This is a genomic window from Prauserella sp. PE36 (assembly GCF_003311655.1).
Lineage (GTDB): Bacteria > Actinomycetota > Actinomycetes > Mycobacteriales > Pseudonocardiaceae > Prauserella_A > Prauserella_A endophytica.
In genome coordinates, this window is sequence record NZ_QEQT01000033.1 from 1 (window position 1) to 21,864 (window position 21,864).

Genomic DNA, 21,864 nt, shown 5'->3' on the forward strand with positions numbered 1-21,864 from the left:
CGGAAGACCACGAGCTTGGCGGCCCAGAGCCCGCCGAGCAGGACGACCGACGACGGCGCGCGAGCCGGTTTGCGAAAGGGGTCAGTCGTTCGCGTGCAGGGCGGCGTTGAGCTCGATACCGGTGCCCTCGCGCGGAACGACCTCGACGGCGCCCGTCGCCGAGTTGCGGCGGAACAGCACGCCGGAGATGCCGGAGAGCTCGCGGGCCTTGACGGACTTGCCCTCGACGACCACCTTCGTGCCCGCTGTGACGTACAGGCCGGCCTCGACGACGGAGTCGTCGCCGAGCGAGATGCCGACGCCACCGTTGGCCCCGATGAGGCAGCGCTCGCCGACCGAGATCACCTCGGTACCACCGCCGGAGAGCGTGCCCATGATCGACGCGCCACCGCCGACGTCGCTGCCGTCGCCCACCACGACACCCGCCGAGATGCGGCCCTCGACCATGGAGGCGCCGAGCGTGCCGGCGTTGAAGTTCACGAAGCCCTCGTGCATCACGGTGGTGCCGCTCGCCAGGTGGGCGCCGAGCCGGACACGGTCGGCGTCACCGATCCGCACGCCGCTGGGCGTGACGTAGTCCACCATGCGCGGGAACTTGTCCACGCTGTAGACGGTCACCGGGCCCCTCGCGCGCAGGCGCAGGCGCGTCGCCTCGAAGCCGTCCACCGGGCACGGGCCGTGGTTGGTCCACACCACGTTGGCCAGCAGCCCGAACTGGCCGTCGAGGCTCAGCCCGTGCGGCCGGACGAGCCGGTGCGACAGCAGGTGCAGGCGCAGGTACACGTCGTGTGCGTCCGCGGGCGCCTTCGCCAGCGAGGCGATCGAGGTGCGCACGGCGACGACCTCGACCCCGCGATCGGTGTCCGTGCCGAGCAGCGCGACAGCGGCCTCGCCGAGCACCTCGGCGGCCTCCTCGTCCGACAGTCGCGCGGTGCCTGCCTCGCCGTCGGTGGTCAGCTTCGGATGCGGGAACCACGTGTCGAGCACCGTGCCGTCGGTGGTGATGGTCGCCAGGCCGACGCCGGTCGCGCCCGTGGTCTCCGGATTGGGGGTCTGCTCACTCACGGCCGTAACGGTAACCCGTGGCTCAGCCCGACTGCGTCGTGACTTCGGGCAGCTTGGACACGTGCGCCTTGACCTGCCCCAGCGCGGTCGACATGTCGACCAGTGCTTCCGTGCACGCGTCGGCGGAACCCTGCGTGCCGCACGTGTTGTCGCGGTAGCCCCTGATGGCCTTGTCGAGCGCCCGCCCCGCCTCGGCCAGCTCGGGATGCTCGGTGCCCGCGAACTTCTGCGCCGTGCCGGGGACGGTGCCGAGCTGGGTGACGTACTTCTGGCAGCCGGGCGGGTCCATCTCCGTGGGGTCGGTGAAGCACACGTCCATCGTCAGTGCCTCGAGCTTCACCCGCAGTGCGCCGGGGCCGGGGTCGGGCGCGGCGCCCTTCGGCGTCGGACCCGCCTCGCGGGCGCAGGCGGACAGCGGCAGCAACACCACAGCGGCGGCGGTGACCAGCAGAGCACGGGTACGCACGAGTCAACCGTACGCACCGCGAGATACGGTGCTGCTCATGCCCTCGCTCGACCTGCGTTCCGACCCCGTCGACCTCACCGCCGCACTGGTGGACATCCCCAGCGTGTCCGGGGAGGAGGCGGTGATCGCCGACGCCGTGGAGTCCGCGTTGCGCCGTCAGGCCCCGCACCTGGAGGTCGTGCGCAACGGCGACGCCGTGCTCGCGCGCACGTCGCTGGGCAGGCCGTCGCGCGTGGTGCTCGCCGGGCACCTCGACACGGTGCCCGTGAACGACAACCTCCCCGGCAAGCGCACCGGCAGCGGCTCCGACGAGGTGCTGCACGGCCTGGGCACCGTGGACATGAAGGGCGGCGACGCGGTGTTCCTGCACCTCGCCGCCACCCTGCCGGAGCCGACGCACGACGTGACGTTCGTGTTCTACGACTGCGAGGAGGTGGAGGCCGTCCGCAACGGCCTCGGCCGCATCGAGCGCGAGCTGCCCGACTGGCTTTCCGGTGACCTCGCGATCGTCGGTGAGCCGTCCAACGCCGTGATCGAGGCTGGCTGCCAGGGCACGATGCGCATCGAACTGCGCACGGCCGGCACACGTGCGCACACGGCACGGGCGTGGATGGGCAGCAACGCCATCCACGCGCTCGCCGAACCGCTGCGCACGCTCACCGCCTACGAGCCGAGGGTCGTCGAGATCGACGGGCTCACCTACCGCGAGGGCCTGCAGGCCGTGCGCATCGGCGGCGGGGTCTCCGGCAACGTCGTCCCGGACGCGGCCGTGCTCGCCGTCAACCACCGGTTCGCCCCCGACCGCACCCCCGAACAGGCCGAGCAGCACCTGCGCGAGGTGTTCGACGGCCATGACGTGACCGTGGTCGACAGCTCGCCCGGTGCGCTGCCGGGACTCGGTGAGCCCGCGGCGGCGGAGCTGGTGGCGGCGGCCGGGGGAGAGGCCGCGGCGAAGCTCGGCTGGACCGACGTGGCCCGCTTCGCGGCGCTCGGGATGCCTGCGGTGAACTTCGGCCCCGGTGACCCGACGCTCGCGCACACGCGGCAGGAGCACGTCGCCGTCGCCGAGATCCACCGCGTCGCCGAGGTTCTCCGGTCGTTCCTGGGGACCTGACCTCTAGGCTGGGCGCTGTGAGTGACCAGGTGACACACAGCATCCCGGACGACGCGGAACACCCACCGGAACGGCACCGTGGTCCGGTGGTGTTGCGCCGGTCCCGCCAGGCGGAGGACTCGACCACCGACCAGCGCCTGCTGGACTCGAGGGGCCCCAGCGACTGGGTGCACACCGACCCGTGGCGCGTGTTGCGAATCCAGGCCGAGTTCGTGGAGGGCTTCGGCGCGCTGGCCGAGGTTCCGCGTGCCGTCACGGTGTTCGGCTCCGCGCGCACGCCGCGCGACCACCCCGAGTACCAGCTCGGCCGCGACATCGGCGCCGCGCTGGCCAACGCCGGCTTCGCCGCGATCACCGGCGGCGGCCCCGGCTCGATGGAGGCCGTGAACCGCGGCGCGTCGGAGGCGGGCGGGCTCTCCATCGGGCTCGGCATCGAGCTGCCCTTCGAGCAGGGGCTGAACCCGTGGGTGGACCTCGGCGTCAACTTCCGCTACTTCTTCACCCGCAAGACGATGTTCATCAAGTACGCGCAGGCGTTCATCTGCCTGCCGGGCGGGTTCGGCACGCTGGACGAGCTGTTCGAGGCGCTGACGCTCGTACAGACGAAGAAGGTGACGAAGTTCCCGGTGGTGCTCTTCGGCAGCGACTACTGGGGCGGGCTCTACGAATGGGTTCGCAACACGGTGCTCGGCGAGGGCAAGATCGGGGAACGCGACGCCGATCTGCTGCACGTCACCGACGACATCGACGACGCGGTGGGCGTCGTGCTCGAGGCGTACAAGGCGTGGGAGGACACTCACTAGTGCGACGCGTATGCGTGTTCTGCGGCTCGTCGGCAGGCAACAGCTCCGGATACGCGGAGGAGGCCGCCAAGCTGGGCGCCCTGCTCGCCGAACGCGGCCTCGGCGTGGTCTACGGCGGGGCGAGCGTGGGCCTGATGGGCGCCGTCGCCGATGGTGCGCTCGCCGCGGGCGGCGAGGTGATCGGCGTGATCCCGAAGCATCTGATGCGGGTGGAGATCGCGCACCACAACCTCACCGAGCTACACGTCGTGGAGGACATGCACGAGCGCAAGGCCACGATGGCCTCGCTGTCCGACGGGTTCCTCGCGCTGCCGGGCGGGGCCGGGACGCTCGAGGAGCTCTTCGAGGTGTGGACGTGGGCCCAGCTCGGCCTGCACGCCAAGCCGATCGGCCTCGTCGACGCGTCCGGCTACTTCGGCAAGCTCGCCGAGTTCATCGAGCACATGTCGGCCGAGGGCTTTCTCAACAAGGCCAGCCGGGAGCTGATCACCATCGACGCGGACCCCGTGGCGCTGCTCGACGCCTTCGAGCGGCACGACGGGGTCCCCGTCGACAAATGGGCGGAGGACTGACCTTCCCCCAAGGCCACCTTTGTTGCGCTCAACGCAACAAAGGTGGCCTTGGGGGGCGGGAAAGCGGTGTGAACGGTCAGGCGGCGTTGGGGCGCTTGTGGTAGGCGTCCACGTACTCCTGCTTCGACAGTTCCATGATCGCGTACATGATCTCGTCGGTCACCGCGCGGCGGATGGCGGGCGAGTCCTTGAGCCCTTCGTAACGGGAGAACTCCAGCGGGTCACCGAACCGCACGGTGACCCGTACGAGCCTCGGAATCTTCTTGCCGTGCGGGAGGAGCCGGTCGGTGCCGGTCAGCGCCACGGGCACCACCGGCGCGCCGGTCGCGAGCGCGAGCGCTCCGACCCCGGTGTGCCCCCGGTGCAGGCGGCCGTCGAGGGAACGCGTGCCTTCCGGGTAGATGCCGAATGCGCCGCCGTCGTCGAGCACCCGGCGGGCGGCGCCGAGCGCGGCCAGCCCCGCCGCCGCGTTACCGCGCTCCACCGGCACGTAGCCGAGCGCGGACAGGAACGCCGCCATCAGGCGCGCCTTCGGTCCCTTGCCGGTGAAGTACTCGGCCTTGCCGAGGAACGCGACGGGCCGCGGCGTCACGATGGGGATCACGAAGGTGTCGGCGGCGGAGCGATGGTTGGCGGCCAGTATCACCGGCCCGGTCGGTGGCACCTTGTCCGCGTCGACGACGATCGGCCGGTACACGAGCCTGGTCAGCGGCGCGAGTACCCGGCGGATCAGCAGTTGCAGCACGTCTCCTCCAGCGGCGTTGTCCATCCAGCATGGCACGATCGGTTCTCATGAACGAGGAGTGGTTCGCCCGGCGAACCTGGCAGTCTCCACAGTGGACGGCCGATGAGCTGCGTCTCGTCAAGGGCGGGCGCACGGTCTCCGTGGTGCTGCCCGCCCTGGACGAGGCCGGAACGGTCGGCGGCGTCGTCGCCTCGGTGCGCCCGCTGCTGGGCACGCTCGTCGACGAGCTGGTGGTGTTCGACTCCGGCTCGACCGACGGCACGGCCGACGTCGCCGCGCGGGCGGGCGCGCGCGTGGTGCACCGCGAGGACGTGCTGCCGGACTGGACGCCGCTGCCCGGCAAGGGCGAGGTGCTCTGGCGGTCGCTGGCCGCCACCACCGGCGACGTCGTGGTGTTCCTCGACTCGGACCTCGTCGACCCCGACCCCGGGTTCGTGCCGTCGCTGCTCGGCCCGCTGCTGTGCGAGGACGGAGTCCACCTGGTCAAGGGCTTCTACCGCAGGCCGCTGCGGCTGGAGTCCGAGGAGCTGGGCACCGGCGGCGGCCGCGTCACCGAGCTGCTGGCGAGGCCGCTGCTCGCAGCGCTGCGGCCCGCGTTGTCCGGCCTCGTGCAGCCGCTCGGTGGCGAGTACGCGGGCACGCGGGAGCTGCTGGAGTCGGTGCCGTTCGCCACGGGGTACGGCGTGGAGATCGGCCTGCTGCTCGACGCGGAGTCCCGGTACGGGCTCGACGCGCTCGCCCAGGTGAACCTCGGGGTGCGCAAGCACCGCAACCGCTCGCTGCTGCAGCTCGGTGTCATGGCGCGGCAGATCCTCGGCACCGCGCTCGCCCGCTGCGACATCGAGGCCTCCGGCGCCGGGCTGACCCAGTTCACGCAGGTGGCGGGCGAGTGGTTGCCCGAGCACACCGAGGTGGCCGTGACCGACCGCCCCCCGATGTGCGAGGTGCTCGCCGCCCGCCGCTGAGGTGGCCCTCCCAACCGCAGTGAAGGCCACCTTCACTGCGTTGAACGCAGGCATGGTGGCCTTCACTGCGGTCACCGCGGCGCCGTGTGCCACGATCGGGACGTGACCACCGCGCTCATCTATCTCGTCGTGATGCTGCTCGTGGCCGCCGTGGTGTTCCTGCTGGCTGCCGTTGTGTTCGGCCGGGGCGAGGAACTGGCTCCGCTGGCCCCGGGCAGCTCGCCGACCCGGCTGCCCGCCGAGGACATCACCGGCGAGGACGTGAGCGCCGTGAAGTACCAGCTCGTGCTGCGTGGCTACAAGATGTCCGAGGTCGACTGGGTGATGGGACGGCTGGGCGGCGAGATCGACGGGCTGCGTGCACGGGTCGCCGACCTCGAGGCCCAGCTGGCGGAGCGGGTCGAGCGCAACGAACGCGAGGCGTCCCAGTGACCGATCTGGTGCTGTCCGTCGACGTCGCGGCACCGGCCGGGACCACGTGGCTCGCGCTCACCGACTGGCACCGGCAGCGCGAGTGGTTGCTCGGCACCGACGTGCGCGTGGTGTCCGGCAACGGCCGCAGCGTCGGTTCGAAGCTGGAGGCGTTCACCGGCGTCGCCGGCGTCGGTTTCACCGACTCGATGGAGATCACGAGCTGGGAGCCGCCCGTGCGCTGCACCGTGCGTCACCTGGGCTTTCTCGTGCGCGGCACCGGCTCGTTCCACGTGCAGGACCGGGGTCCGAGCCGGTCGGTGTTCATCTGGTCAGAGCAGCTCGACCTCCCGTTCGGGGTCGTGGGGCGGCTGGGCTGGCCGCTGGTGAAGCCGGTGTTCTCCCTTGGCCTTCGACGCTCCCTGCACAACTTCGCCAAGTTCGCCGAGTCCTACGTGGTGGGCGGATGAGCGAGCTGCTGGGTGAGGACGGCGTCGCGCGGTGCTCGTGGGGCAACTCGGCGCCCGACTACGCCGTCTATCACGACACCGAGTGGGGTGTGCCGCTGCGCGGCGAGGTCGCGCTGTTCGAGCGGCTCTCGCTGGAGGCGTTCCAATCCGGACTGTCGTGGCTGGTGATCCTGCGCAAGCGCGAGGCGTTCCGGCGGGTGTTCCACGGTTTCGATCCCGAACGCGTGGCCGCCTTCGGCGAGGACGACGTGACGCGCCTGCTCGGCGACGCCTCGATCGTGCGCAACCGCGCGAAGATCCTGGCGACCATCACCAACGCGCGGGCCATCGTGAGCCTCGACGTGCCGCTCGACGAGCTGCTGTGGTCGTTCGCGCCCGACCCGGAAGGCCGCTTGCGGCCGGCCACGATGGCCGACGTGCCCGCGGTGACGGCCGAGTCGAAGGCGATGGCGCGCGCGCTGAAGAAGCGCGGCTTCGCCTTCGTCGGCCCCACCACGTGCTACGCGATGATGCAGGCCACCGGCATGGTCGACGACCACGTCGAGGGCTGCTTCCGGGCGGGCTGAGCGGGCTCAGCTGCCGATGAAGTCCGGTTTGCGCTTGGCCACGAAGGCCGCGACCGCCTCGTGGTGGTCGGTCGTGGCGCCCAGCGCGGTCTGCGCGGCGTCCTCCTCGGCGAGCGCCTCCTCCAGGGTGCTCTCGGCGGCGGCCGTGAGGGTGCCCTTGATCTTGGCGTAGGCGGCGGTCGGGCCCCCGGCCAGTTTCGCCGCCAGGTCCTGCGCCCTCGCCGCGAGGTCCTCGTCGGCGACGACCTCGCCGACCAGGCCGATGCGCAGCGCCTCGGCGGAGTCGACCGGACGCGCGAGCAGCATCAGCTCCGCCGCGCGGCCGTAGCCGATCAGCCGCTGCAGCGTCCACGACGCGCCCGAGTCGGGACCGAGGCCCACGTTGGCGAAGGCCATCAGGAAGTTGGCGGAAGCCGCCGCGATCCGCAGATCGGCGGCGTAGGCGAACGCGGCGCCCGCGCCGGCGGCGGGGCCGTTCACGGCGGCGATCACGGGCTTGGGTGCCTCGACGATCGCCCTGACGATGGGGTTGTAGTGCTCGGTGACCGTGCGCAGGGGCGCGTCGTCGCCCGCCTCCAGCAGTCCGATGTGCTCCTTGAGGTCCTGCCCGGCGCAGAACGCCTTGCCCGCCCCGGTGAGCACGATCGCCCGCACCCCCGGGTCGGCCGAGGCGTCCCGCAGCTCGGCGAGCAGCCGCTCCTTCAGCTCGACCGTGAGCGAGTTGTATGCCTTGGGGCGGTTGAGGATCAGTGTGCGCACGCGGTCGCTGTCGCTCCGCAGCAGCACGTCATCGGTGGTCACGAAAAACCCTCCGTCCGTCTGAGTCGCCACGCGAGTCTGACAGCCCCGCGAGCCGCATACCAGCATGGATGCCCCGACGCTAAGATCGGTCCGCGTTCACGGCCAGCTGCTGATGGGGGACAATGGTCACGACCCGGTTGTTCCCAGGAGCGCGAGCCGGGCACTGCTTGAAGACGGAGGGAGCACGCTATGGCGGCCATGAAGCCCCGGACCGGAGATGGTCCCCTCGAAGTTACTAAGGAGGGGCGGGGCCTCGTGATGCGCGTACCGCTCGAGGGCGGTGGGCGACTCGTCGTCGAGCTGTCGGCCGAGGAGGCCAAGGACCTCGGTGCGGCCCTTCAGGAGGCCACCAGCTAACCACGTTCTCTGCCCGTACCCGCCAGCGTCGACTCCGTTCGGGCTGGCTGTCTTCACCGTGCCTGGAGGCCGCCGATGGCCCGCTCCCCGCTCCCGTCCGTACCCAGCCGGCTGCTCGATGTCGAGGTCGGCGACACCGCGCGCAAGGGGGAGCCGCTCGCCGCGGTGCTCACCCCTGACGGCGAGTCCCCGTACACCGACGTCGCCGACCGGTTGCGCGCGACCGGCAAGGCGGGCGAGGTGCACGTGGTGCCCGGTGACGAGGGGCCGAGGTGGCTCGTCGGCGTCGGCGACGGCACGGAGAAGCAGTACCGCGCGGCTGGGGCGGCGTTCATCCGCGCGGCCAACTCGTTCGCGGAGGCGGAGTCGAACGCGGGCCGCAAGGTTCCGAAGCGCGTTCTGGTCCAGCTCCCGGCCGACGTCGGCTCCGAGCGGTACGCGGCGTTCGCGACGGGCGCGCTGCTCGGCGGTTACCGCTACCGGGTCAGCTCCGAGGAGCCGAAGGCGAGCGTGCGCGCGGTGCGCCTGCTGACCACGGACCAGCGCGCCGTGCCCGCGCACGAGGACGCCGTGAACAGGGCGCGCGAGCTGGCGGCCTCCTCCGCGCTGGCCCGCGACCTCGCCAACACCCCGGCGAACGTCAAGAACCCCGCGTGGCTGGCCGGCGTGGCCGAGCAGGCCGCGGACGACGTCCCCGGGCTCTCGGTCACCGTGCGGGACGAGGAGTGGCTGACGGCGCAGGGCTTTGGCGGCGTGCTCGCGGTGGGCGGCGGCTCGGCGAGCCCGCCGAGGCTGATCGAGCTGAGCCACCGGCCGCGCGGGGCCACCACACACCTGCTGCTGGTCGGCAAGGGCATCACGTTCGACACCGGCGGCATCTCGATCAAGCCGGCCGAGGGCATGCACCTCATGCGCACCGACATGTCCGGTGGTGGCGCGGTGATCGCCGCGATGCGGGCGATCGCGGCACTCCGGCTCGGCGTGCGCGTGACGGGTCTCGTGCCAGCAGCGGAGAACCACGTGTCGGGCTCGTCCTACCGGCCGGGCGACGTGGTGCGGCACTACGGCGGGCGCACCACGGAGGTCGCCAACACCGACGCCGAGGGCAGGATGGTGCTGGCCGACGCGATCGCCTACGGCGTGCAGCGGTACCGGCCGGACGCCGTGGTGGACGTCGCGACGCTGACGGGAGCGATGAAGGTGGCGCTCGGCCTGCGCACCGGCGGGCTCTTCGCCAGCGACGACGAGCTGGCCGAGCGCGTGCGGGCCGCGGGGGAGCGGGCGGGCGAACAGTGGTGGCGGATGCCGCTGCTTGAGGACCACGCCGCCGACGTGCGCAGCGACATCGCCGACGTCCGGCAGGCGCCGCCCGGGCCTGGCGGGATCACCGCCGCGCTGTTCCTGCGTGAGTTCACCGCGGGCCTGCCGTGGGCGCACCTGGATATCGCCGGCCCGGCGCGTTCGGAGAAGAACTACGACGAGGTGGTGCCAGGCGGCACCGGCTTCGCGGCGCGCACGCTGGTCGAGCTGGCCGCGTCCTACGGCACCTGAGCCCGTTCGCGTACGAAGTTCCGGAACGCCGCCACGGCGGGTGGCAGCGGGTAGCCGACCGGCCACACGAGGCCGATCGCGCGCGTGACCCTCGGCGCGAGCGGCACCTCGGCGACGCCAGCCGGGGTGCCCGGCTCGAACTTCGGCAGCAGCGCCACGCCGAGTCCCGCGGCGACCAGGCCGCGCACGGTGTCCGACTCCTGCCCCTCGAACGCGATCGTCGGCGTGAACCCGGCGCGGCGGCACAGGTCGTCGGTGATGGTGCGCAGGCCGTAGCCGTGTTCGAGCATCACGAAGTCCTCGTCGGCGAGGTCGGTCATGCGCACGAGGCGCCGGCCGGCGAGGCGGTGCCCTGCCGGGACCGACACGAACAGCTCCTCCTCGGCGAGCGTGACGGCCTCGACGTCGGCCTCCTCTGGCGGCGGTGCGACAAGGGCGAGGTCGATCGTGCCCGCGCGGAGCCGGTCGACGATCTCCTGCCGCGAGCCCTGGACGAGGCTGAACCGGGCGTGCGGGTACGCGGCACGGAAGTCGCGGAGCAGTCCGGGCACGAGCGAGCGGCCGAGCAGATGCAGGAAGCCGAGTTCGACGTGCCCGCGTTCCGGGTCGATCTCCTCGCGGACCTGGCGGACGCCGCCCGCGAGCACGTCGAGCGCGCGGTCGGCGGCTTCGGCCAGCAGCTCACCCGCGCGTGTCAGCCGGATGCCGCGACCTTCCGGGACGATCACCGGAGCGCCGAGGCGCTCGCCGAGTGCGGCGAGGCGCCGGCTGGCCGTGGGCTGCGGGATGCCGAGCTCCTGTGCCGCGCGGGTGACGTTGCGAGTGAGCCTCAGCACGCGCAGCAGTGGCGCGTGCGCGGCGAGCTCGGCCGTGAGCGGGGCGTCTGTCGATTCATCCGGCACGGTATGGATTATCGCTGATCCGCGTATTGGACGTATTGATTGCCGGTGCTTAGCGTCGCCGGAGTGGTGACGTTGGCGCGGGAACGCGCGGTCGGGACCCGCTGGGTCAGCCTGGCGACGGCGGCGGCGGGCGTGTGCTCGTTCGCGCTGCTCTACGCGCCGCAGCCGCTGCTGCCGCAGCTGGCGGCGGAGTTCGGACTCGACCCCGGCAGGGCGTCGCTGGCGGTGAGCGTCGCGACGGGAGCGCTCGCGATCGCGGTGCTGCCGATCGCGGTGCTCTCGGAGCTGGTCGGGCGGCGCCCGATCATCGTCGCGTCGGTGCTCGCGTCGGCCGCTCTCGGACTGGCGCTGCCGTTCGCGCCGTCCTTCGAGGTCCTGCTCGCGCTGCGGGTGCTGCAGGGCATCGCGATCGCGGGCTTCCCCGGCGTGGCCGCCGCGTACCTGGCGGAGCAGCTCGGCAGGACCGGCGTCGCGGCGGCGGTCGGGATGATGATCGCGGGCAACACCATCGGCGGCATGGCGGGCAGGCTGGCGAGCGGGTTCACCACGGACCGGCTCGGGTGGCACGGCGCACTCGCCGCGGTCGCGGTACTGGCCCTGCTCTGCGCGCTACTCACCGTGTTCACCTTGCCGCGCAGCCCCCGTTCGCGTAGGGAGCAAGGGAGCTTTACTACCGCGAAACGAGAGCAAAGCTCCCTTGCTCCCCAAGAGACGGGGTGGGGGAGGTTGCGGAGCGTGTTCGCCGGGATCGGGTCGGCACTGCGGAAGCCGGTGCTGCTCGCCCAGTACGCGGTCGCCCTGCTCGCCATGGGGTCCTTCGTCGCGCTCTACAACGCCGCCGGGTTCCGCCTCACCGCCGAGCCGCTCGGGCTCAGCCCCGCGATCGCCTCGCTGATCTTCCTCGCCTACGCGCTCGGCTCGGTGTCGTCCGCGACGGCGGGCAGGCTCGTCCACCGGCTCGGCCGCCGCCGCTCCCTGCTACTCGGCCTCTCCGCGACGATTGCGGGCACCCTGCTGACGCTGCCCGACTCGCTGCCGCTCGTCGTCGCCGGATTCCTGCTGCTCACGGCCGGGTTCTTCGCGGCGCACGCCGTCGCCAACGGGTGGGCCGCCGCGGAGGCGCCCGAAGGGGCGCGCGGCCAGACCGGCGGCATCTACACGCTCGCCTACTACCTCGGCAGCAGCGTTGGCGGCACCCTCGGCAGCGTCGTCTACGGCCACGCGGGGTGGGGCTGGCTCGTCGCCGTCGTCACCGCGTGGCTGGCGCTCGCGATGCTCAGCTGCCTACCGCGGCCGCGAGCAGCCCGTTCCCGACCGGGATGATCGCCGGGCGCAGCCGCTCGTCCTCGCGCACCGCCCTCGCCACCTCGCGCAGCGCCAGCAGCTCGGGGTCCCGTCGCGCCGGGTCGCCGAGCCTGCCGCCGACCAGCACGTTGTGGAACACGATCACGCCGCCCGGCCGCAGCAGCTGCACGCCGAGGTCGAAGTAGCCGGGATACTCCACCCGGGCCGCGTCGGCGAACACCATGTCGTAGCCACCCGAGGTCAGCCTCGGCAGCACGTCGAGTGCTTTGCCCATGATCAGCCGCATGCGCCCCGGCGGGAACCCCGCGTCGAGGAACACCCTGCGCGCCGAGCGATGGAACTCCGGTTCGAGGTCGATCGTCGTCAGCACCCCGTCCGCGGCCATGCCTCTCAGCAGGTGCAGGCCGCTCACGCCGGTGCCCGTCCCGATCTCCACGACGGCTCTGGCCTGCAGCGTCGCGGCGAGGAAGCCCAGCGCGGCGCCGGTCGCGCACGACACCGGCAGGCAGCCGAGCTCCTCGGCGCGCGCCCGCGTGGCGGCGAGGAGCTCGTCGTCGGGGAGGTAGCTCTCGACGAAGTCGCCGAGGTCCACCGGCCCCGTGATGCTCGTCTCGGAGTTCACGCGCAGAGGTTAGCGCGGCAGCCCCGGCGACTCGGTCAACCACGCTGAACCATCTTCTCAGGCTGCTCTCAGACGCATCTCACTAGAACCATAAGGAAGCACGGAAAACTACGTCCCAAGGATGGGAACACTCCACGCAGCCGCTGCGTTGGGCAGGGTGAGTAAGGGGGAGCAGGCCGATGGAGGTGCCTCAGCTGTCGCGAAACAGCACGCAGACCGCGCCGAAGCCGACCGATGCCGAGGTGGCAGAGCCAGCCATGGTGAGCGCCGCGGGCGATCAGGGGGACGCCGCGTGGACGCCGCCGTCGTGGGACGAGGTCGTGCGCGAGCACGCCGACCGCGTCTACCGGCTGGCCTACCGCCTCACGGGCAACACACACGACGCCGAGGACCTCACCCAGGAGACGTTCATCCGGGTGTTCCGCTCGCTCGCGTCGTACAAGCCCGGGACGTTCGAGGGCTGGCTGCACCGCATCACCACCAACCTGTTCCTGGACATGGCACGGCGCCGCTCGCGCGTGCGCATGGAGGGACTGCCCGACGACACCGACCGCATCGTCGGTGACGACCCGAGCCCCGAGCAGGTCTACTCCGAGACGCACCTGGACCCGGACCTGCAGGCCGCGCTCGACGACCTGCCTCCGGAGTTCCGCGCCGCCGTCGTGCTGTGCGACGTCGAAGGCCTTTCGTACGAGGAGATCGGCGCGACCCTCGGGGTTAAGCTCGGCACCGTGCGCAGCAGGATTCACCGCGGCCGCCAGGCACTGAAGGCCTCCCTGGAGCGTCGCCGCGCGCTCAAGTTGGAGGCCACGGTATGACCGAACACCGGGGGTGGGGGCTCCCCGAGTCGCACCTGTTGCCGGACGCGGTGGTCGCGTTCGTCGACAGGGAGCTGTCGCTGGGCGCCCACGAGCGCGCCGCGGCACACATCGCCCGGTGTCCGGGCTGCGCGGCCGACGTACGCGCGCAGCGGCAGGCCCGTTCTGCCGTGCAGCACGCACAGGCTCCCTCGATGTCACCCGGGTTCCTCGCGAGCCTGCGCTCGATACCGGAGCACACCGACATCACCACCACACCGGACAACCTCGCGATCACTGACGACGGCCAGCTCGTCGCCATCCAGCGGCCCGAGCGCGTCGCCGGCCTCCGTAACGGCCTGCCCAGCGGTCCGCTGGGCAGCTCGGCGCCACTGGGCAGCTCGGCCAATGTGCTGGGCAGTGGCGCGCGTCTCGGCTCCTCCCGGCGCCGCGCGGCGCAGGGCGCCGGCGTCGTCGTGTCCGGTCTGGTGCTGAGCGCGCTCGCGCTCGTCGCCACGGTCGGCGCCGACGACCCCGACAGCGAGCAGGGCGGCACCGCGCCCGCCGGTGTCCTTCGGGCCCAGTTCGGCAACGGCCCCGCCCCGACGCCGACCACCACAAGCGTCAGCACGACCGCACCGGCGCCGGCACCGGCACTGAGCACCACCCAGGCCGCCGCGCCGATGGAAGGTCCGCGCTGAGCAACACCCACTTCACTGTGGGGGCGGCAGAATTCGAGTGCTGAGCTCGGCGCGTAGGGTCGCCTCGAGCAACCACGCACCGAGCACTGAAGCCGTCTGTCTGTCGGGGAATGATGAACCAGCCACCGAACCCGCCCGAGGAGGAACCCGGCGAGCAGGGCCCGCGGCTGCGGCCCCGGCCCATCGCGCGTCCCTCCGTTGATCCGGCACTCGCCGCGACGTTCGGCAGGCCGCGCGGGGTCGAAGGTCCCTTCGACAAGCTCTACACCCCCGACACCGCCAGCCACCGCAACGGCGGCGCCGCCAAGCCGCCGCCCCCCGAATCGCTGGCCGAGGCGTTCGGCAAGCCGCCCGGCTCGGAGAGCGTGGTTCTCCAGCGGCCACCGGACGACAACGGTGCCCGCCCCGGCCAGGAACCGGACGAGCCGCTGTGGTCGTCGTCGCGGGACCCGTGGCGCGACCCCGGCTCCGGCGCGGTGCTCGGCGGCCCCGCGGTGCTCGCCGAGGACGACGAGCCCGACGACGAGGAACGCCCGCGCGGAGCGCTGCTGAGCCTTCCCGAGGTGCTGTTCGGCCGCCGTGTCAAGCCCACCGCGCTCGCCCTGCTCGGGGTGATCGCCCTGCTGGTCGGCGCGGTAGGCGGGCTCGTCGGCTGGGGCCTGGCGAGCGCGGGCGACTCGCTGACCGGCGAGCTCAACATCGCCGAGGCCGAGGCCGGCAGGGAGCGGGCCGCCGGCTCGATCGCCGACATAGCGAAACGAGTGTCGCCCGCCGTCGTGTCCATCGAGGTCAAGTCCGGGCAGTCGGGCGGCTTCGGCTCCGGTGTCGTGATCGACCCGCAGGGCTACGTCGTCACCAACAACCACGTGGTCTCGCAGGCGACGCGCGACGAGGAGGCCGAGATCACGGCCGTGTTCATCGACGGCACCAGGGCGAAGGCCGAGATCGTCGGCACGGACCCCAAGACCGACCTCGCGGTGATCAAGGTGAACGTCTCGAACCCCGTGGTGATCGAGATCGGCAAGTCCTCCGAGCTGGCGCCAGGGGACGCGGTGGTGGCCGTCGGCTCGCCGTTCGGCCTGGAGAACACCGTCACCGAGGGCATCGTCAGCGCACTGGACCGCCCCGTCACGGCGCCGGGCGAGAACGGCGACCCCCCGGTCACCTACGACGCGATCCAGACCGACGCCGCGATCAACCCCGGCAACTCCGGCGGCGCGCTGGTGGACTCGACCGGTGCCCTCGTCGGCATCAACTCCCTGATCCGCACCGTCGGCACCGGCGGTGAGGGCGGCAGCATCGGCCTCGGTTTCGCGATCCCGGTGGACCAGGCCATGCGGATCAGCGAGGCTCTCGTGCGCGACGGCAAGGTCAACCACGCCGACCTGGGCGTCAACGCGTCGTCCGTCGCGGCCAACACCTCCGAGGGCGCGCAGATCCAGAACGTGGTCGACGGCGGCCCGGCTTCGAGGGCCGGTATCAAGGAAGGCGACGTGATCACGAAGGTCGGAGACCGCCAGGTGCGCAACGCCGCCGAGCTGACCGTCGCCGTCCGGGAGCACGACATCGGGGAGGTCGTGCCGATCCGGGTGGTCCGTAACGGTCGTCCCCTTACCGTCGACGTCACCTTGGGTTCAGACTAACGCGGTACGCTGGTCGCGACGGTTCCGAGGAGGTTCGCAGCGTGTTCGAAAACATCGGCTGGGGCGAGATCCTCGTCCTGCTCGTTGCCGCGTTGTTCATCCTCGGTCCCGAGCGGTTGCCCGAGGCGGCCGCCTGGCTCGGCCGGTCGGTGCGCAAGGTCAGGGACTTCGCCTCCGGCGCGCGCCAGCAGTTGCGCGACGAAATGGGTCCCGAGTTCGAGGAGTACCGCAAACCGATCGAGGACCTCCGCTCGCTGCGCAACTTCGACCCGAAGCGCGCCGTGGCCCAGCACCTCTTCGACGGTGACCCGGACCCGCTCGGGCTGAACAACATCAACGGCACCAACGGGCACTCGAACGGCTCGAACGGCAGCCACAAGGCGGCTGCCGCGCCCGCGCCGGAACCACTCAAGGCGGGCGAGAAGCCCCCGGTGGACCCCGACGCCACGTAACCGCCTGCCCGCGAGTTCCCCGCTCGGGCGGGCGAGTTCCCCGCTCGGGTGGGCGAGTTCCCCGCTCGGGTGGGCGAGTTCCCCGCTCGGGTGGGCGAGTTCCCCGCTCGGGCGGGCGAGTTCCCCGCTCGGGCGGGCGAGTTCCCCGCTCGGGCGCGTGAGTTCCCAGCTCGTGCCCGCGAGTTCCGCGTTCGTGTCACCTCGTTCGAAGCACGAGCAGGAGACTCGCGGGGCCTGAGCAGAAAACTCGCGGGCCTGAGCAGGCGACTCGCGGCTAGCGGCCGGCGGGGCTGACGTTCAGCATCATGCCGGCGAGGCCGCGGGCGCGGACCGTCAGCTTCTCGGCGGCGCCCTTCAGCACCTGCGACGCCGCGGCATCCGGCTCGGCGAGCACCAGCGGAGTTCCCGCGTCGCCCTGCTCGCGCAGGCGCGGGTCGAGCGGCACCTGGCCCAGCAGTGGGACCTCCGAGCCGACGGACTTCGACAGCGAGTCGGCCACGGTCTGGCCGCCGCCGGCACCGAAGATCTCCATCCGCGAGCCGTCCGGGGTCTCCAGCCACGACATGTTCTCGATCACACCGGCGATCCGCTGACGCGTCTGCAGCGCGATCGCGCCAGCCCGCTCGGCCACCTCGGCCGCGGCCTGCTGCGGCGTTGTGACCACGAGGATCTCGGCGTTCGGGATCAGCTGGGCCACCGAGATCGCGATGTCACCGGTGCCCGGCGGGAGGTCCAGCAGCAGGATGTCCAGATCGCCCCAGAACACGTCCGCGAGGAACTGCTGCAGCGCGCGGTGCAGCATCGGACCACGCCACACCACCGGCGTGTTGCCGGGGGTGAACATGCCGATGGAGATCACCTTCACGCCGTGCGCCTGCGGCGGCATGATCATCTGCTCGACCTTGGTGGGCTTCTCGCCCGCCCCGAGCATGCGCGGCACCGAGTGCCCGTAGATGTCGGCGTCCACCACGCCGACCGAAAGCCCGCGCTCGGCCATCGCGACCGCGAGGTTCACCGTCACGCTCGACTTACCGACGCCGCCCTTGCCGGACGCGACGCAGTACACCCTGGTCATCGAGCCGGGCTGGGCGAACGGGATCACCGGCTCCGCCGAGTCGCCGCGCAACCGTTTGCGCAGTTCCGTGCGCTGCTCGTCGCTCATCACGTCGAGCTCTACATGGACGTCCGTGACACCCGGCAGCTTCGACACGGCCGCCGTGGTGTCGCGCGTGATGGTCTCCTTGAGCGGACAGCCTGCCACCGTGAGGTATACGGCGACGGTCACCGCACCGTCGTCGCCGACGGTGACGTCCTTGACCATGCCGAGCTCGGTGATCGGTTTGCGGATCTCCGGGTCGTGGACGTCGTTCAACGCAGTCCGGACGTCCTCGACGCTGGGGGTCTCTTGCGTAGTGGTCACTGCTCGGGCACCGACCTTCTGTCGCTGGCGGTTGCGGTTGCTTTCCTCATGCTACGTGGCTGCCCATTGAGGTCTTCCCGCAACTTGTCCAGCTCACTGCGCAGATAGTCGCGCGTGGCCACCTCGCCGACGGCCAGCCGCAACGCCGCCAGCTCCCGCGCGAGGTACTCGGTGTCGGCCTTCGTCTGTGCCGCCCGCAGGCGGTCTTCCTCCAGCGAGACGCGGTCGCGGTCGTCCTGCCGGTTCTGCGCCAGCAGGATCAACGGCGCCGCGTAGGCGGCCTGGGTGGAGAAGGCCAGGTTGAGCAGGATGAACGGGTACGGGTCCCAGCGCAGCGTCACCGCCGTCAGGTTCAGGGCGATCCACACGATCACCACGAGCGTCTGCCAGAACAGGTACTTCCCGGTGCCGAGGAAGCGCGCGAGCCGCTCGGAGAACCGGCCGAACGCCTCCACGTCGACGTTGAGCGCCAGCCGCCGTGGCTGCCGTGGCTGGTCGAGGCGTCGGCGGCTCAGCAGCTCAGGCATGTTCGGCCTCCTGTGTCGTCGCGGTGCCAACGTCGTGCAGTCCGGTCTCGCGCCAGCCCTCGGGCAGCAGGTGGTCGAGCACGTCGTCCACGGTCACCGCGCCGAGCAGGTGGTCCTCGGAGTCCACGACCGGCGCGCATGTGAGGTTGTACGCCGCGAAGTACCGCGTGACCTCGGTCAGCGACGCGGTCGGCCGCAGCGGCGGGAGGTCGGTGTCGGCCGCGGCGGCCACCAGGTCGGCGGGCGGCTCGCGCAGCAGCTGCTGGAAGTGCGCGCAGCCGACGTACCGTCCCGTGGGCGTCGCGCTCGGCGGGCGGCACACGAAAACCATGCTGGCCAGCGCGGGGGTGAGGTCGGGGTTGCGGATGTGCGCGAGCGCCTCGGCCACCGTGGCGTCCGGGGTCAGCACCACCGGCTCCGGGGTCATGAGCCCGCCCGCAGTGTCCGACGAGTACTCCAGCAGCCGCTTGACGGGCTCCGACTCGTCCGGATGCATGAGCTCGAGCAGCCGGTTCTGGTCGGCGGGGGTCAGCTCGGACAGCAGGTCGGCGGCGTCGTCGGGGTTCATCGCCTCGAGAATGTCGGCGGCGCGCTCCTCGGCAAGGTGGGAAAGCAGCTCCTTCTGGTTGTCCTCGGGCAGCTCCTCCAGCACGTCGGCGAGCCGCTCGTCGTCCATCGCGTCGGCGACCTCCTGCCTGCGCTTGAGCGGCAGGTCGCGCAGGGTCGCGGCGACGTCCACCGCGCGCATCGTGTCGAACAGCATCAGCAGCTGGCCCGCGCCCTGCGGCTGGCCGGTGAGGTCGGCGAGCCCCAGCCCGGAGACCTCCGCCCACGGCAGCACCCGCAACGCCGAGCGCCTCCGGCCGATGCCGAGCGGTCCGCTCCGCTCCTGGATCGCGAGCTTGGCCAGCACCCAGTCCCGCGTGCGCGCCTGCTCCATGGCGGCGTCGACGACGGTGACCCTGACCCCGGTGGCCGCGAGCGTCGCCCGCGCGTCGAACAGCTGGCCCAGCACCAGCACCTCGTTGGGGCGCTGGGTGAACCGGCGCATGTTCACGGAGCCGCTGGCGAGCGTCACGGCGTTCGGCTCGATCGCGGTGACCCGCAGCATGGGGACGAAGACGCGGCGGCGCGTGGCCAGCTCGACCACGAGGCCCAGCACGCGCGGTGGCTGCTGGTCCAGCCGCAGGCCGGCGACCAGGTCACGCACCTTTCCGATCGACTCGCCGTCGGGACCGAACACCGGCAGACGTGCCAGCTGAGCTGCGAAGACCCTGTTCACGGCAGCCATGGGGCCAGACTATGCCGTCAGCGGTGTCACTGCCCGGCCACGCGCCGCGACCCGTGCGGAGCCTTTCGCCTGCCCCCAAGGCCACCTTTGTTGCGTTGAGCGCAACAAAGGTGGCCTTGGGGGGCAGTTCAGGAGCTGCTTCGTGAAGGTGCCGGGGGGATGGTCCCGTCGCGCACGACCGGCGGCATCTCAACAGGATCAAACCCTTTTCGCCGGGAGTACGATCGGTTGACAGGGGTTCACCATTGGGAGCCGCCATGCTGGTAGAGATCCTGACCACCGTGGCCGCCATCGGCGCTGTCGGGCTGGCGGCCAGCGTAAGGGTCGTGAAGCAGTTCGAACGCGGTCTCGTGTTCCGCTTCGGCAGAGTGAACAGCCCCCCGCGCGAACCGGGGCTCACCGTGATCGTCCCGATCGTCGACCGGATGACCAAGGTCAACATGCAGATCGTGACGCTGCCCGTGCCCGCGCAGGACGGCATCACCCGGGACAACGTCACCGTGCGCGTCGACGCTGTCGTGTACTTCAAGGTGATCGACCCGAAGCAGGCGATCGTCGGCGTCGAGAACTACCGGTTCGCGATGCTGCAGGTCGCCCAGACATCGCTGCGTTCGATCATCGGCAAAAGCGATCTGGATGACCTGTTGTCCAACCGCGAGCGGCTGAACGAGGGCCTCGAGCTGATGATCGACAGCCCCGCGCTGGGCTGGGGCATCCACATCGACCGCGTGGAGATCAAGGACGTCGCGCTGCCGGAGACGATGAAGCGGGCGATGTCGCGGCAGGCCGAGGCCGAGCGCGAACGGCGCGGCCGCGTCATCGCCGCGGACGGCGAGCTCCAGGCTTCGGAGAAGCTCGCCAAGGCAGCAGAGCAGATGGCCCACACGCCGTCGGCGTTGCAGCTGCGCCTGCTGGAGACCGTTGTGGAGGTCGCCGCGGAGAAGAACTCGACGCTGGTGCTGCCGTTCCCGGTGGAGCTGTTGCGGTTCCTCGACAAGGCGGCGTCCGGCACCGGCCAGCCGTCGGTGCCGGAGCAGAACCGCACGGTGACGAACGGTGAACATGGTGCCGCGCACCTGACCCCGGCGGACGAGACGGGAAGGGGCCATACTCAGCGGTAACAAAGAGCCGAGTCACGGGAGAGAACGCATGGCCCGCCTTGCGCAGACCGCTGGTTTGACCGATGTGCAGCAGGAGATCTTGTCGACGGTGCGGGGGTTCGTGGACAAGGAGATCGTTCCGTATGCGCAGGAGCTGGAGCATGGGGATGTGTATCCGGCGGACATCGTGGCGGGGATGCGGGAGATGGGCCTGTTCGGGTTGATGATCCCGGAGGAGTTCGGTGGGCTGGGTGAGTCGCTGCTGACGTATGCGTTGGTGGTGGAGGAGATCGCCCGTGGGTGGATGAGTGTGTCGGGGGTGATCAACACGCATTTCATCGTGGCCTACATGCTGCGTCAGCATGGCACTCGGGCGCAGCAGGAGCGTTATCTGCCGCGGATGGCCACCGGGGAGGTGCGTGGGGCGTTCTCGATGTCGGAGCCGGATCTGGGCTCGGATGTGGCGGCGATCAAGACTCGTGCCAGGCGGGACGGTGATGACTATGTCATCGACGGTTCGAAGATGTGGTTGACCAACGGGGGCACGTCGAATCTGATCGCGGTGCTGGCCAGGACCGACGAGGGTGGGGAGAAGCCGCATCAGAATCTGACGGCTTTTCTGGTGGAGAAGCCGGAGGGCTATGGCGAGGTGGCGCCCGGCCTGTCGATTCCGGGCAAGATCGAGAAGATGGGGTACAAGGGGGTGGACACCACCGAGGCGGTGTTCGACGGGTTCCGGGTGCCCGCTTCCCGGGTGCTGGGTGAGGCGCCGGGGCGGGGGTTCGCGTTCATGATGGACGGCATCGAGGTTGGCCGGGTGAACGTGGCGGCGCGGGCGTGTGGGATCGCGATCCGGGCGTTCGAGCTGGCGGTGGAGTACGCCCAGCAGCGCCGCACGTTCGGCAGGCCGATCGCCGAGCATCAGGCGATCGCGTTCAAGCTGGCGGAGATGGCCACCAAGGTGGAGGCCGCTCATCTGATGATGGTGAACGCGGCGAGGTTGAAGGACGCCGGCGTGCGTAACGACGTGGAGGCGGGGATGGCCAAGCTGCTCGCCTCCGAGTACTGCGCCGAGGTCACTCAGGAGGCGTTTCGCATCCACGGCGGTTACGGCTACTCCAAGGAGTACGAGATCGAACGCCTGATGCGGGAGGCCCCGTTCCTGCTCATCGGCGAGGGCACCAGCGAGATCCAGAAGACCATCATCAGCCGCGGCCT

The 21,864-nt window shown here is 71.2% G+C and carries 25 protein-coding genes; 16 read left to right on the forward strand and 9 right to left on the reverse strand.

Translation table 11 applies throughout. The annotated features are described in order from the left end of the window. Positions 1–81: 81 nt before the first annotated feature. Both dapD and DI005_RS03265 read right to left on the reverse strand, forming a co-directional pair. Positions 82–1,065: a 2,3,4,5-tetrahydropyridine-2,6-dicarboxylate N-succinyltransferase gene (dapD, locus tag DI005_RS03260; protein ID WP_112275963.1), complete on the reverse strand. Its 984-nt coding sequence runs from the start codon at positions 1,063–1,065 to the stop codon at positions 82–84. A gap of 22 nt (positions 1,066–1,087) precedes the next feature. Next, complete coding sequence (locus DI005_RS03265; RefSeq protein ID WP_112275965.1) at positions 1,088–1,531, reverse strand: hypothetical protein; 444 nt, start codon at positions 1,529–1,531, stop codon at positions 1,088–1,090. A 37-nt stretch (positions 1,532–1,568) separates the two neighbouring features. Between DI005_RS03265 and dapE the strand changes: the two genes are divergently transcribed. Genes dapE through DI005_RS03280 form a run of 3 tightly spaced genes read left to right on the forward strand, consistent with a single transcriptional unit; the run spans position 1,569 to position 4,020 of the window. After that, positions 1,569–2,645, forward strand: a complete 1,077-nt coding sequence (gene dapE / locus DI005_RS03270; protein ID WP_112276188.1) for a succinyl-diaminopimelate desuccinylase — start codon at positions 1,569–1,571, stop codon at positions 2,643–2,645. Positions 2,646–2,662: 17 nt separating this feature from the next. Beyond that, positions 2,663–3,448 carry a TIGR00730 family Rossman fold protein gene (locus DI005_RS03275; RefSeq protein ID WP_228714182.1) on the forward strand — a complete coding sequence of 262 codons (786 nt, stop codon included), beginning with the start codon at positions 2,663–2,665 and terminating at the stop codon, positions 3,446–3,448. Continuing rightward, positions 3,448–4,020 carry a TIGR00730 family Rossman fold protein gene (locus DI005_RS03280; protein WP_112275966.1) on the forward strand — a complete coding sequence of 191 codons (573 nt, stop codon included), beginning with the start codon at positions 3,448–3,450 and terminating at the stop codon, positions 4,018–4,020. Before DI005_RS03275 ends, DI005_RS03280 begins: the two co-directional genes overlap by 1 nt. Before the next feature lie 76 nt (positions 4,021–4,096). Here DI005_RS03280 and DI005_RS03285 read toward each other — a convergent pair whose 3' ends face one another. Continuing rightward, positions 4,097–4,765 carry a 1-acyl-sn-glycerol-3-phosphate acyltransferase gene (locus DI005_RS03285; protein ID WP_113641239.1) on the reverse strand — a complete coding sequence of 223 codons (669 nt, stop codon included), beginning with the start codon at positions 4,763–4,765 and terminating at the stop codon, positions 4,097–4,099. A 47-nt stretch (positions 4,766–4,812) separates the two neighbouring features. Here DI005_RS03285 and DI005_RS03290 point away from each other — a divergent pair, with 47 nt between their 5' ends. The 4 genes from DI005_RS03290 to DI005_RS03305 all read left to right on the forward strand — a co-directional run bounded on the left by DI005_RS03290 (position 4,813) and on the right by DI005_RS03305 (position 7,177). Continuing rightward, on the forward strand, positions 4,813–5,730 hold the full coding sequence (locus DI005_RS03290) for a glucosyl-3-phosphoglycerate synthase (protein ID WP_113641232.1): 918 nt from the start codon (positions 4,813–4,815) through the stop codon (positions 5,728–5,730). Positions 5,731–5,832: 102 nt separating this feature from the next. Further along, positions 5,833–6,162, forward strand: a complete 330-nt coding sequence (locus DI005_RS03295) for a DivIVA domain-containing protein (RefSeq protein ID WP_112275970.1) — start codon at positions 5,833–5,835, stop codon at positions 6,160–6,162. Beyond that, positions 6,159–6,611 carry an SRPBCC family protein gene (locus tag DI005_RS03300; protein ID WP_113641233.1) on the forward strand — a complete coding sequence of 151 codons (453 nt, stop codon included), beginning with the start codon at positions 6,159–6,161 and terminating at the stop codon, positions 6,609–6,611. The genes DI005_RS03295 and DI005_RS03300 overlap by 4 nt, the downstream gene beginning before the upstream one ends. Beyond that, positions 6,608–7,177, forward strand: coding sequence for a DNA-3-methyladenine glycosylase I (locus tag DI005_RS03305; protein ID WP_113641234.1), 570 nt, complete (start codon positions 6,608–6,610; stop codon positions 7,175–7,177). Before DI005_RS03300 ends, DI005_RS03305 begins: the two co-directional genes overlap by 4 nt. 6 nt (positions 7,178–7,183) lie before the next feature. Here DI005_RS03305 and DI005_RS03310 read toward each other — a convergent pair whose 3' ends face one another. Then, complete coding sequence (locus tag DI005_RS03310; protein WP_113641235.1) at positions 7,184–7,978, reverse strand: enoyl-CoA hydratase-related protein; 795 nt, start codon at positions 7,976–7,978, stop codon at positions 7,184–7,186. Between the two features lie 189 nt (positions 7,979–8,167). Here DI005_RS03310 and DI005_RS03315 point away from each other — a divergent pair, with 189 nt between their 5' ends. Together DI005_RS03315 and DI005_RS03320 are read left to right on the forward strand one after the other, a co-directional pair. After that, on the forward strand, positions 8,168–8,335 hold the full coding sequence (locus DI005_RS03315; RefSeq protein WP_009152618.1) for a DUF3117 domain-containing protein: 168 nt from the start codon (positions 8,168–8,170) through the stop codon (positions 8,333–8,335). 75 nt (positions 8,336–8,410) lie between these two features. Then, complete coding sequence (locus DI005_RS03320) at positions 8,411–9,886, forward strand: leucyl aminopeptidase (protein ID WP_113641236.1); 1,476 nt, start codon at positions 8,411–8,413, stop codon at positions 9,884–9,886. On the opposite strand, the gene DI005_RS03325 is transcribed toward DI005_RS03320, so the two are convergent. Beyond that, positions 9,874–10,788, reverse strand: a complete 915-nt coding sequence (locus DI005_RS03325) for a LysR family transcriptional regulator (RefSeq protein WP_112275979.1) — start codon at positions 10,786–10,788, stop codon at positions 9,874–9,876. The genes DI005_RS03320 and DI005_RS03325 overlap by 13 nt on opposite strands. Positions 10,789–10,851: 63 nt before the next feature. Here DI005_RS03325 and DI005_RS03330 point away from each other — a divergent pair, with 63 nt between their 5' ends. Then, positions 10,852–12,111 (forward strand): MFS transporter, encoded by a 1,260-nt coding sequence (locus DI005_RS03330; protein WP_228714183.1) that lies wholly within the window; start codon positions 10,852–10,854, stop codon positions 12,109–12,111. Here DI005_RS03330 and DI005_RS03335 read toward each other — a convergent pair. Further along, the gene (locus DI005_RS03335) at positions 12,065–12,715 is read right to left on the reverse strand and encodes an O-methyltransferase (RefSeq protein WP_112275981.1); all 651 of its coding nucleotides are present in this window, start codon (positions 12,713–12,715) and stop codon (positions 12,065–12,067) included. The genes DI005_RS03330 and DI005_RS03335 overlap by 47 nt on opposite strands. A gap of 179 nt (positions 12,716–12,894) precedes the next feature. Between DI005_RS03335 and sigE the strand changes: the two genes are divergently transcribed. From sigE to tatB, 4 genes are all read left to right on the forward strand, one after another. Beyond that, positions 12,895–13,533 (forward strand): RNA polymerase sigma factor SigE, encoded by a 639-nt coding sequence (gene sigE / locus DI005_RS03340; protein WP_112275983.1) that lies wholly within the window; start codon positions 12,895–12,897, stop codon positions 13,531–13,533. Beyond that, positions 13,530–14,213: a zf-HC2 domain-containing protein gene (locus DI005_RS03345; protein ID WP_112275985.1), complete on the forward strand. Its 684-nt coding sequence runs from the start codon at positions 13,530–13,532 to the stop codon at positions 14,211–14,213. Before sigE ends, DI005_RS03345 begins: the two co-directional genes overlap by 4 nt. Positions 14,214–14,326: 113 nt before the next feature. After that, complete coding sequence (locus tag DI005_RS03350; RefSeq protein ID WP_113641241.1) at positions 14,327–15,856, forward strand: S1C family serine protease; 1,530 nt, start codon at positions 14,327–14,329, stop codon at positions 15,854–15,856. Between the two features lie 41 nt (positions 15,857–15,897). Next, positions 15,898–16,308 carry a Sec-independent protein translocase protein TatB gene (gene tatB, locus DI005_RS03355; RefSeq protein ID WP_112275987.1) on the forward strand — a complete coding sequence of 137 codons (411 nt, stop codon included), beginning with the start codon at positions 15,898–15,900 and terminating at the stop codon, positions 16,306–16,308. 274 nt (positions 16,309–16,582) lie between these two features. Here tatB and DI005_RS03360 read toward each other — a convergent pair whose 3' ends face one another. Genes DI005_RS03360 through DI005_RS03370 form a run of 3 tightly spaced genes read right to left on the reverse strand, consistent with a single transcriptional unit; the run spans position 16,583 to position 19,546 of the window. Beyond that, entirely contained in the window at positions 16,583–17,728 is a 1,146-nt protein-coding gene (locus tag DI005_RS03360; protein WP_112275989.1) for an Mrp/NBP35 family ATP-binding protein, read from the reverse strand. Next, positions 17,725–18,255 (reverse strand): DUF1003 domain-containing protein, encoded by a 531-nt coding sequence (locus DI005_RS03365; RefSeq protein WP_112275991.1) that lies wholly within the window; start codon positions 18,253–18,255, stop codon positions 17,725–17,727. Before DI005_RS03365 ends, DI005_RS03360 begins: the two co-directional genes overlap by 4 nt. Continuing rightward, positions 18,248–19,546 carry a magnesium transporter MgtE N-terminal domain-containing protein gene (locus DI005_RS03370; protein ID WP_112275993.1) on the reverse strand — a complete coding sequence of 433 codons (1,299 nt, stop codon included), beginning with the start codon at positions 19,544–19,546 and terminating at the stop codon, positions 18,248–18,250. The genes DI005_RS03365 and DI005_RS03370 overlap by 8 nt, the downstream gene beginning before the upstream one ends. 257 nt (positions 19,547–19,803) lie before the next feature. On the opposite strand from DI005_RS03370, the gene DI005_RS03375 reads away from it, so the two are divergent. Both DI005_RS03375 and DI005_RS03380 read left to right on the forward strand, forming a co-directional pair. Further along, the gene (locus DI005_RS03375) at positions 19,804–20,667 is read left to right on the forward strand and encodes a slipin family protein (RefSeq protein ID WP_113641237.1); all 864 of its coding nucleotides are present in this window, start codon (positions 19,804–19,806) and stop codon (positions 20,665–20,667) included. Positions 20,668–20,695: 28 nt separating this feature from the next. Further along, positions 20,696–21,864 (forward strand): acyl-CoA dehydrogenase family protein (locus DI005_RS03380; protein WP_113641238.1); only part of this gene is annotated, 1,169 nt, incomplete at its 3' end.

Excerpts from the sequence above, each read along its gene's own strand:
- DI005_RS03350 (WP_113641241.1), top strand. The coding sequence starts at position 14,327 with ATGAACCAGCCACCGAACCCGCCCGAGGAGGAACCCGGCGAGCAGGGC.
- DI005_RS03290 (WP_113641232.1), top strand. The coding sequence starts at position 4,813 with ATGAACGAGGAGTGGTTCGCCCGGCGAACCTGGCAGTCTCCACAGTGG.
- DI005_RS03320 (WP_113641236.1), top strand. The coding sequence starts at position 8,411 with ATGGCCCGCTCCCCGCTCCCGTCCGTACCCAGCCGGCTGCTCGATGTC.
- DI005_RS03305 (WP_113641234.1), top strand. The coding sequence starts at position 6,608 with ATGAGCGAGCTGCTGGGTGAGGACGGCGTCGCGCGGTGCTCGTGGGGC.
- DI005_RS03345 (WP_112275985.1), top strand. The coding sequence starts at position 13,530 with ATGACCGAACACCGGGGGTGGGGGCTCCCCGAGTCGCACCTGTTGCCG.
- dapE (WP_112276188.1), top strand. The coding sequence starts at position 1,569 with ATGCCCTCGCTCGACCTGCGTTCCGACCCCGTCGACCTCACCGCCGCA.
- sigE (WP_112275983.1), top strand. The coding sequence starts at position 12,895 with ATGGAGGTGCCTCAGCTGTCGCGAAACAGCACGCAGACCGCGCCGAAG.
- DI005_RS03370 (WP_112275993.1), bottom strand. The coding sequence starts at position 19,546 with ATGGCTGCCGTGAACAGGGTCTTCGCAGCTCAGCTGGCACGTCTGCCG.
- DI005_RS03365 (WP_112275991.1), bottom strand. The coding sequence starts at position 18,255 with ATGCCTGAGCTGCTGAGCCGCCGACGCCTCGACCAGCCACGGCAGCCA.
- DI005_RS03375 (WP_113641237.1), top strand. The coding sequence starts at position 19,804 with ATGCTGGTAGAGATCCTGACCACCGTGGCCGCCATCGGCGCTGTCGGG.
- DI005_RS03315 (WP_009152618.1), top strand. The coding sequence starts at position 8,168 with ATGGCGGCCATGAAGCCCCGGACCGGAGATGGTCCCCTCGAAGTTACT.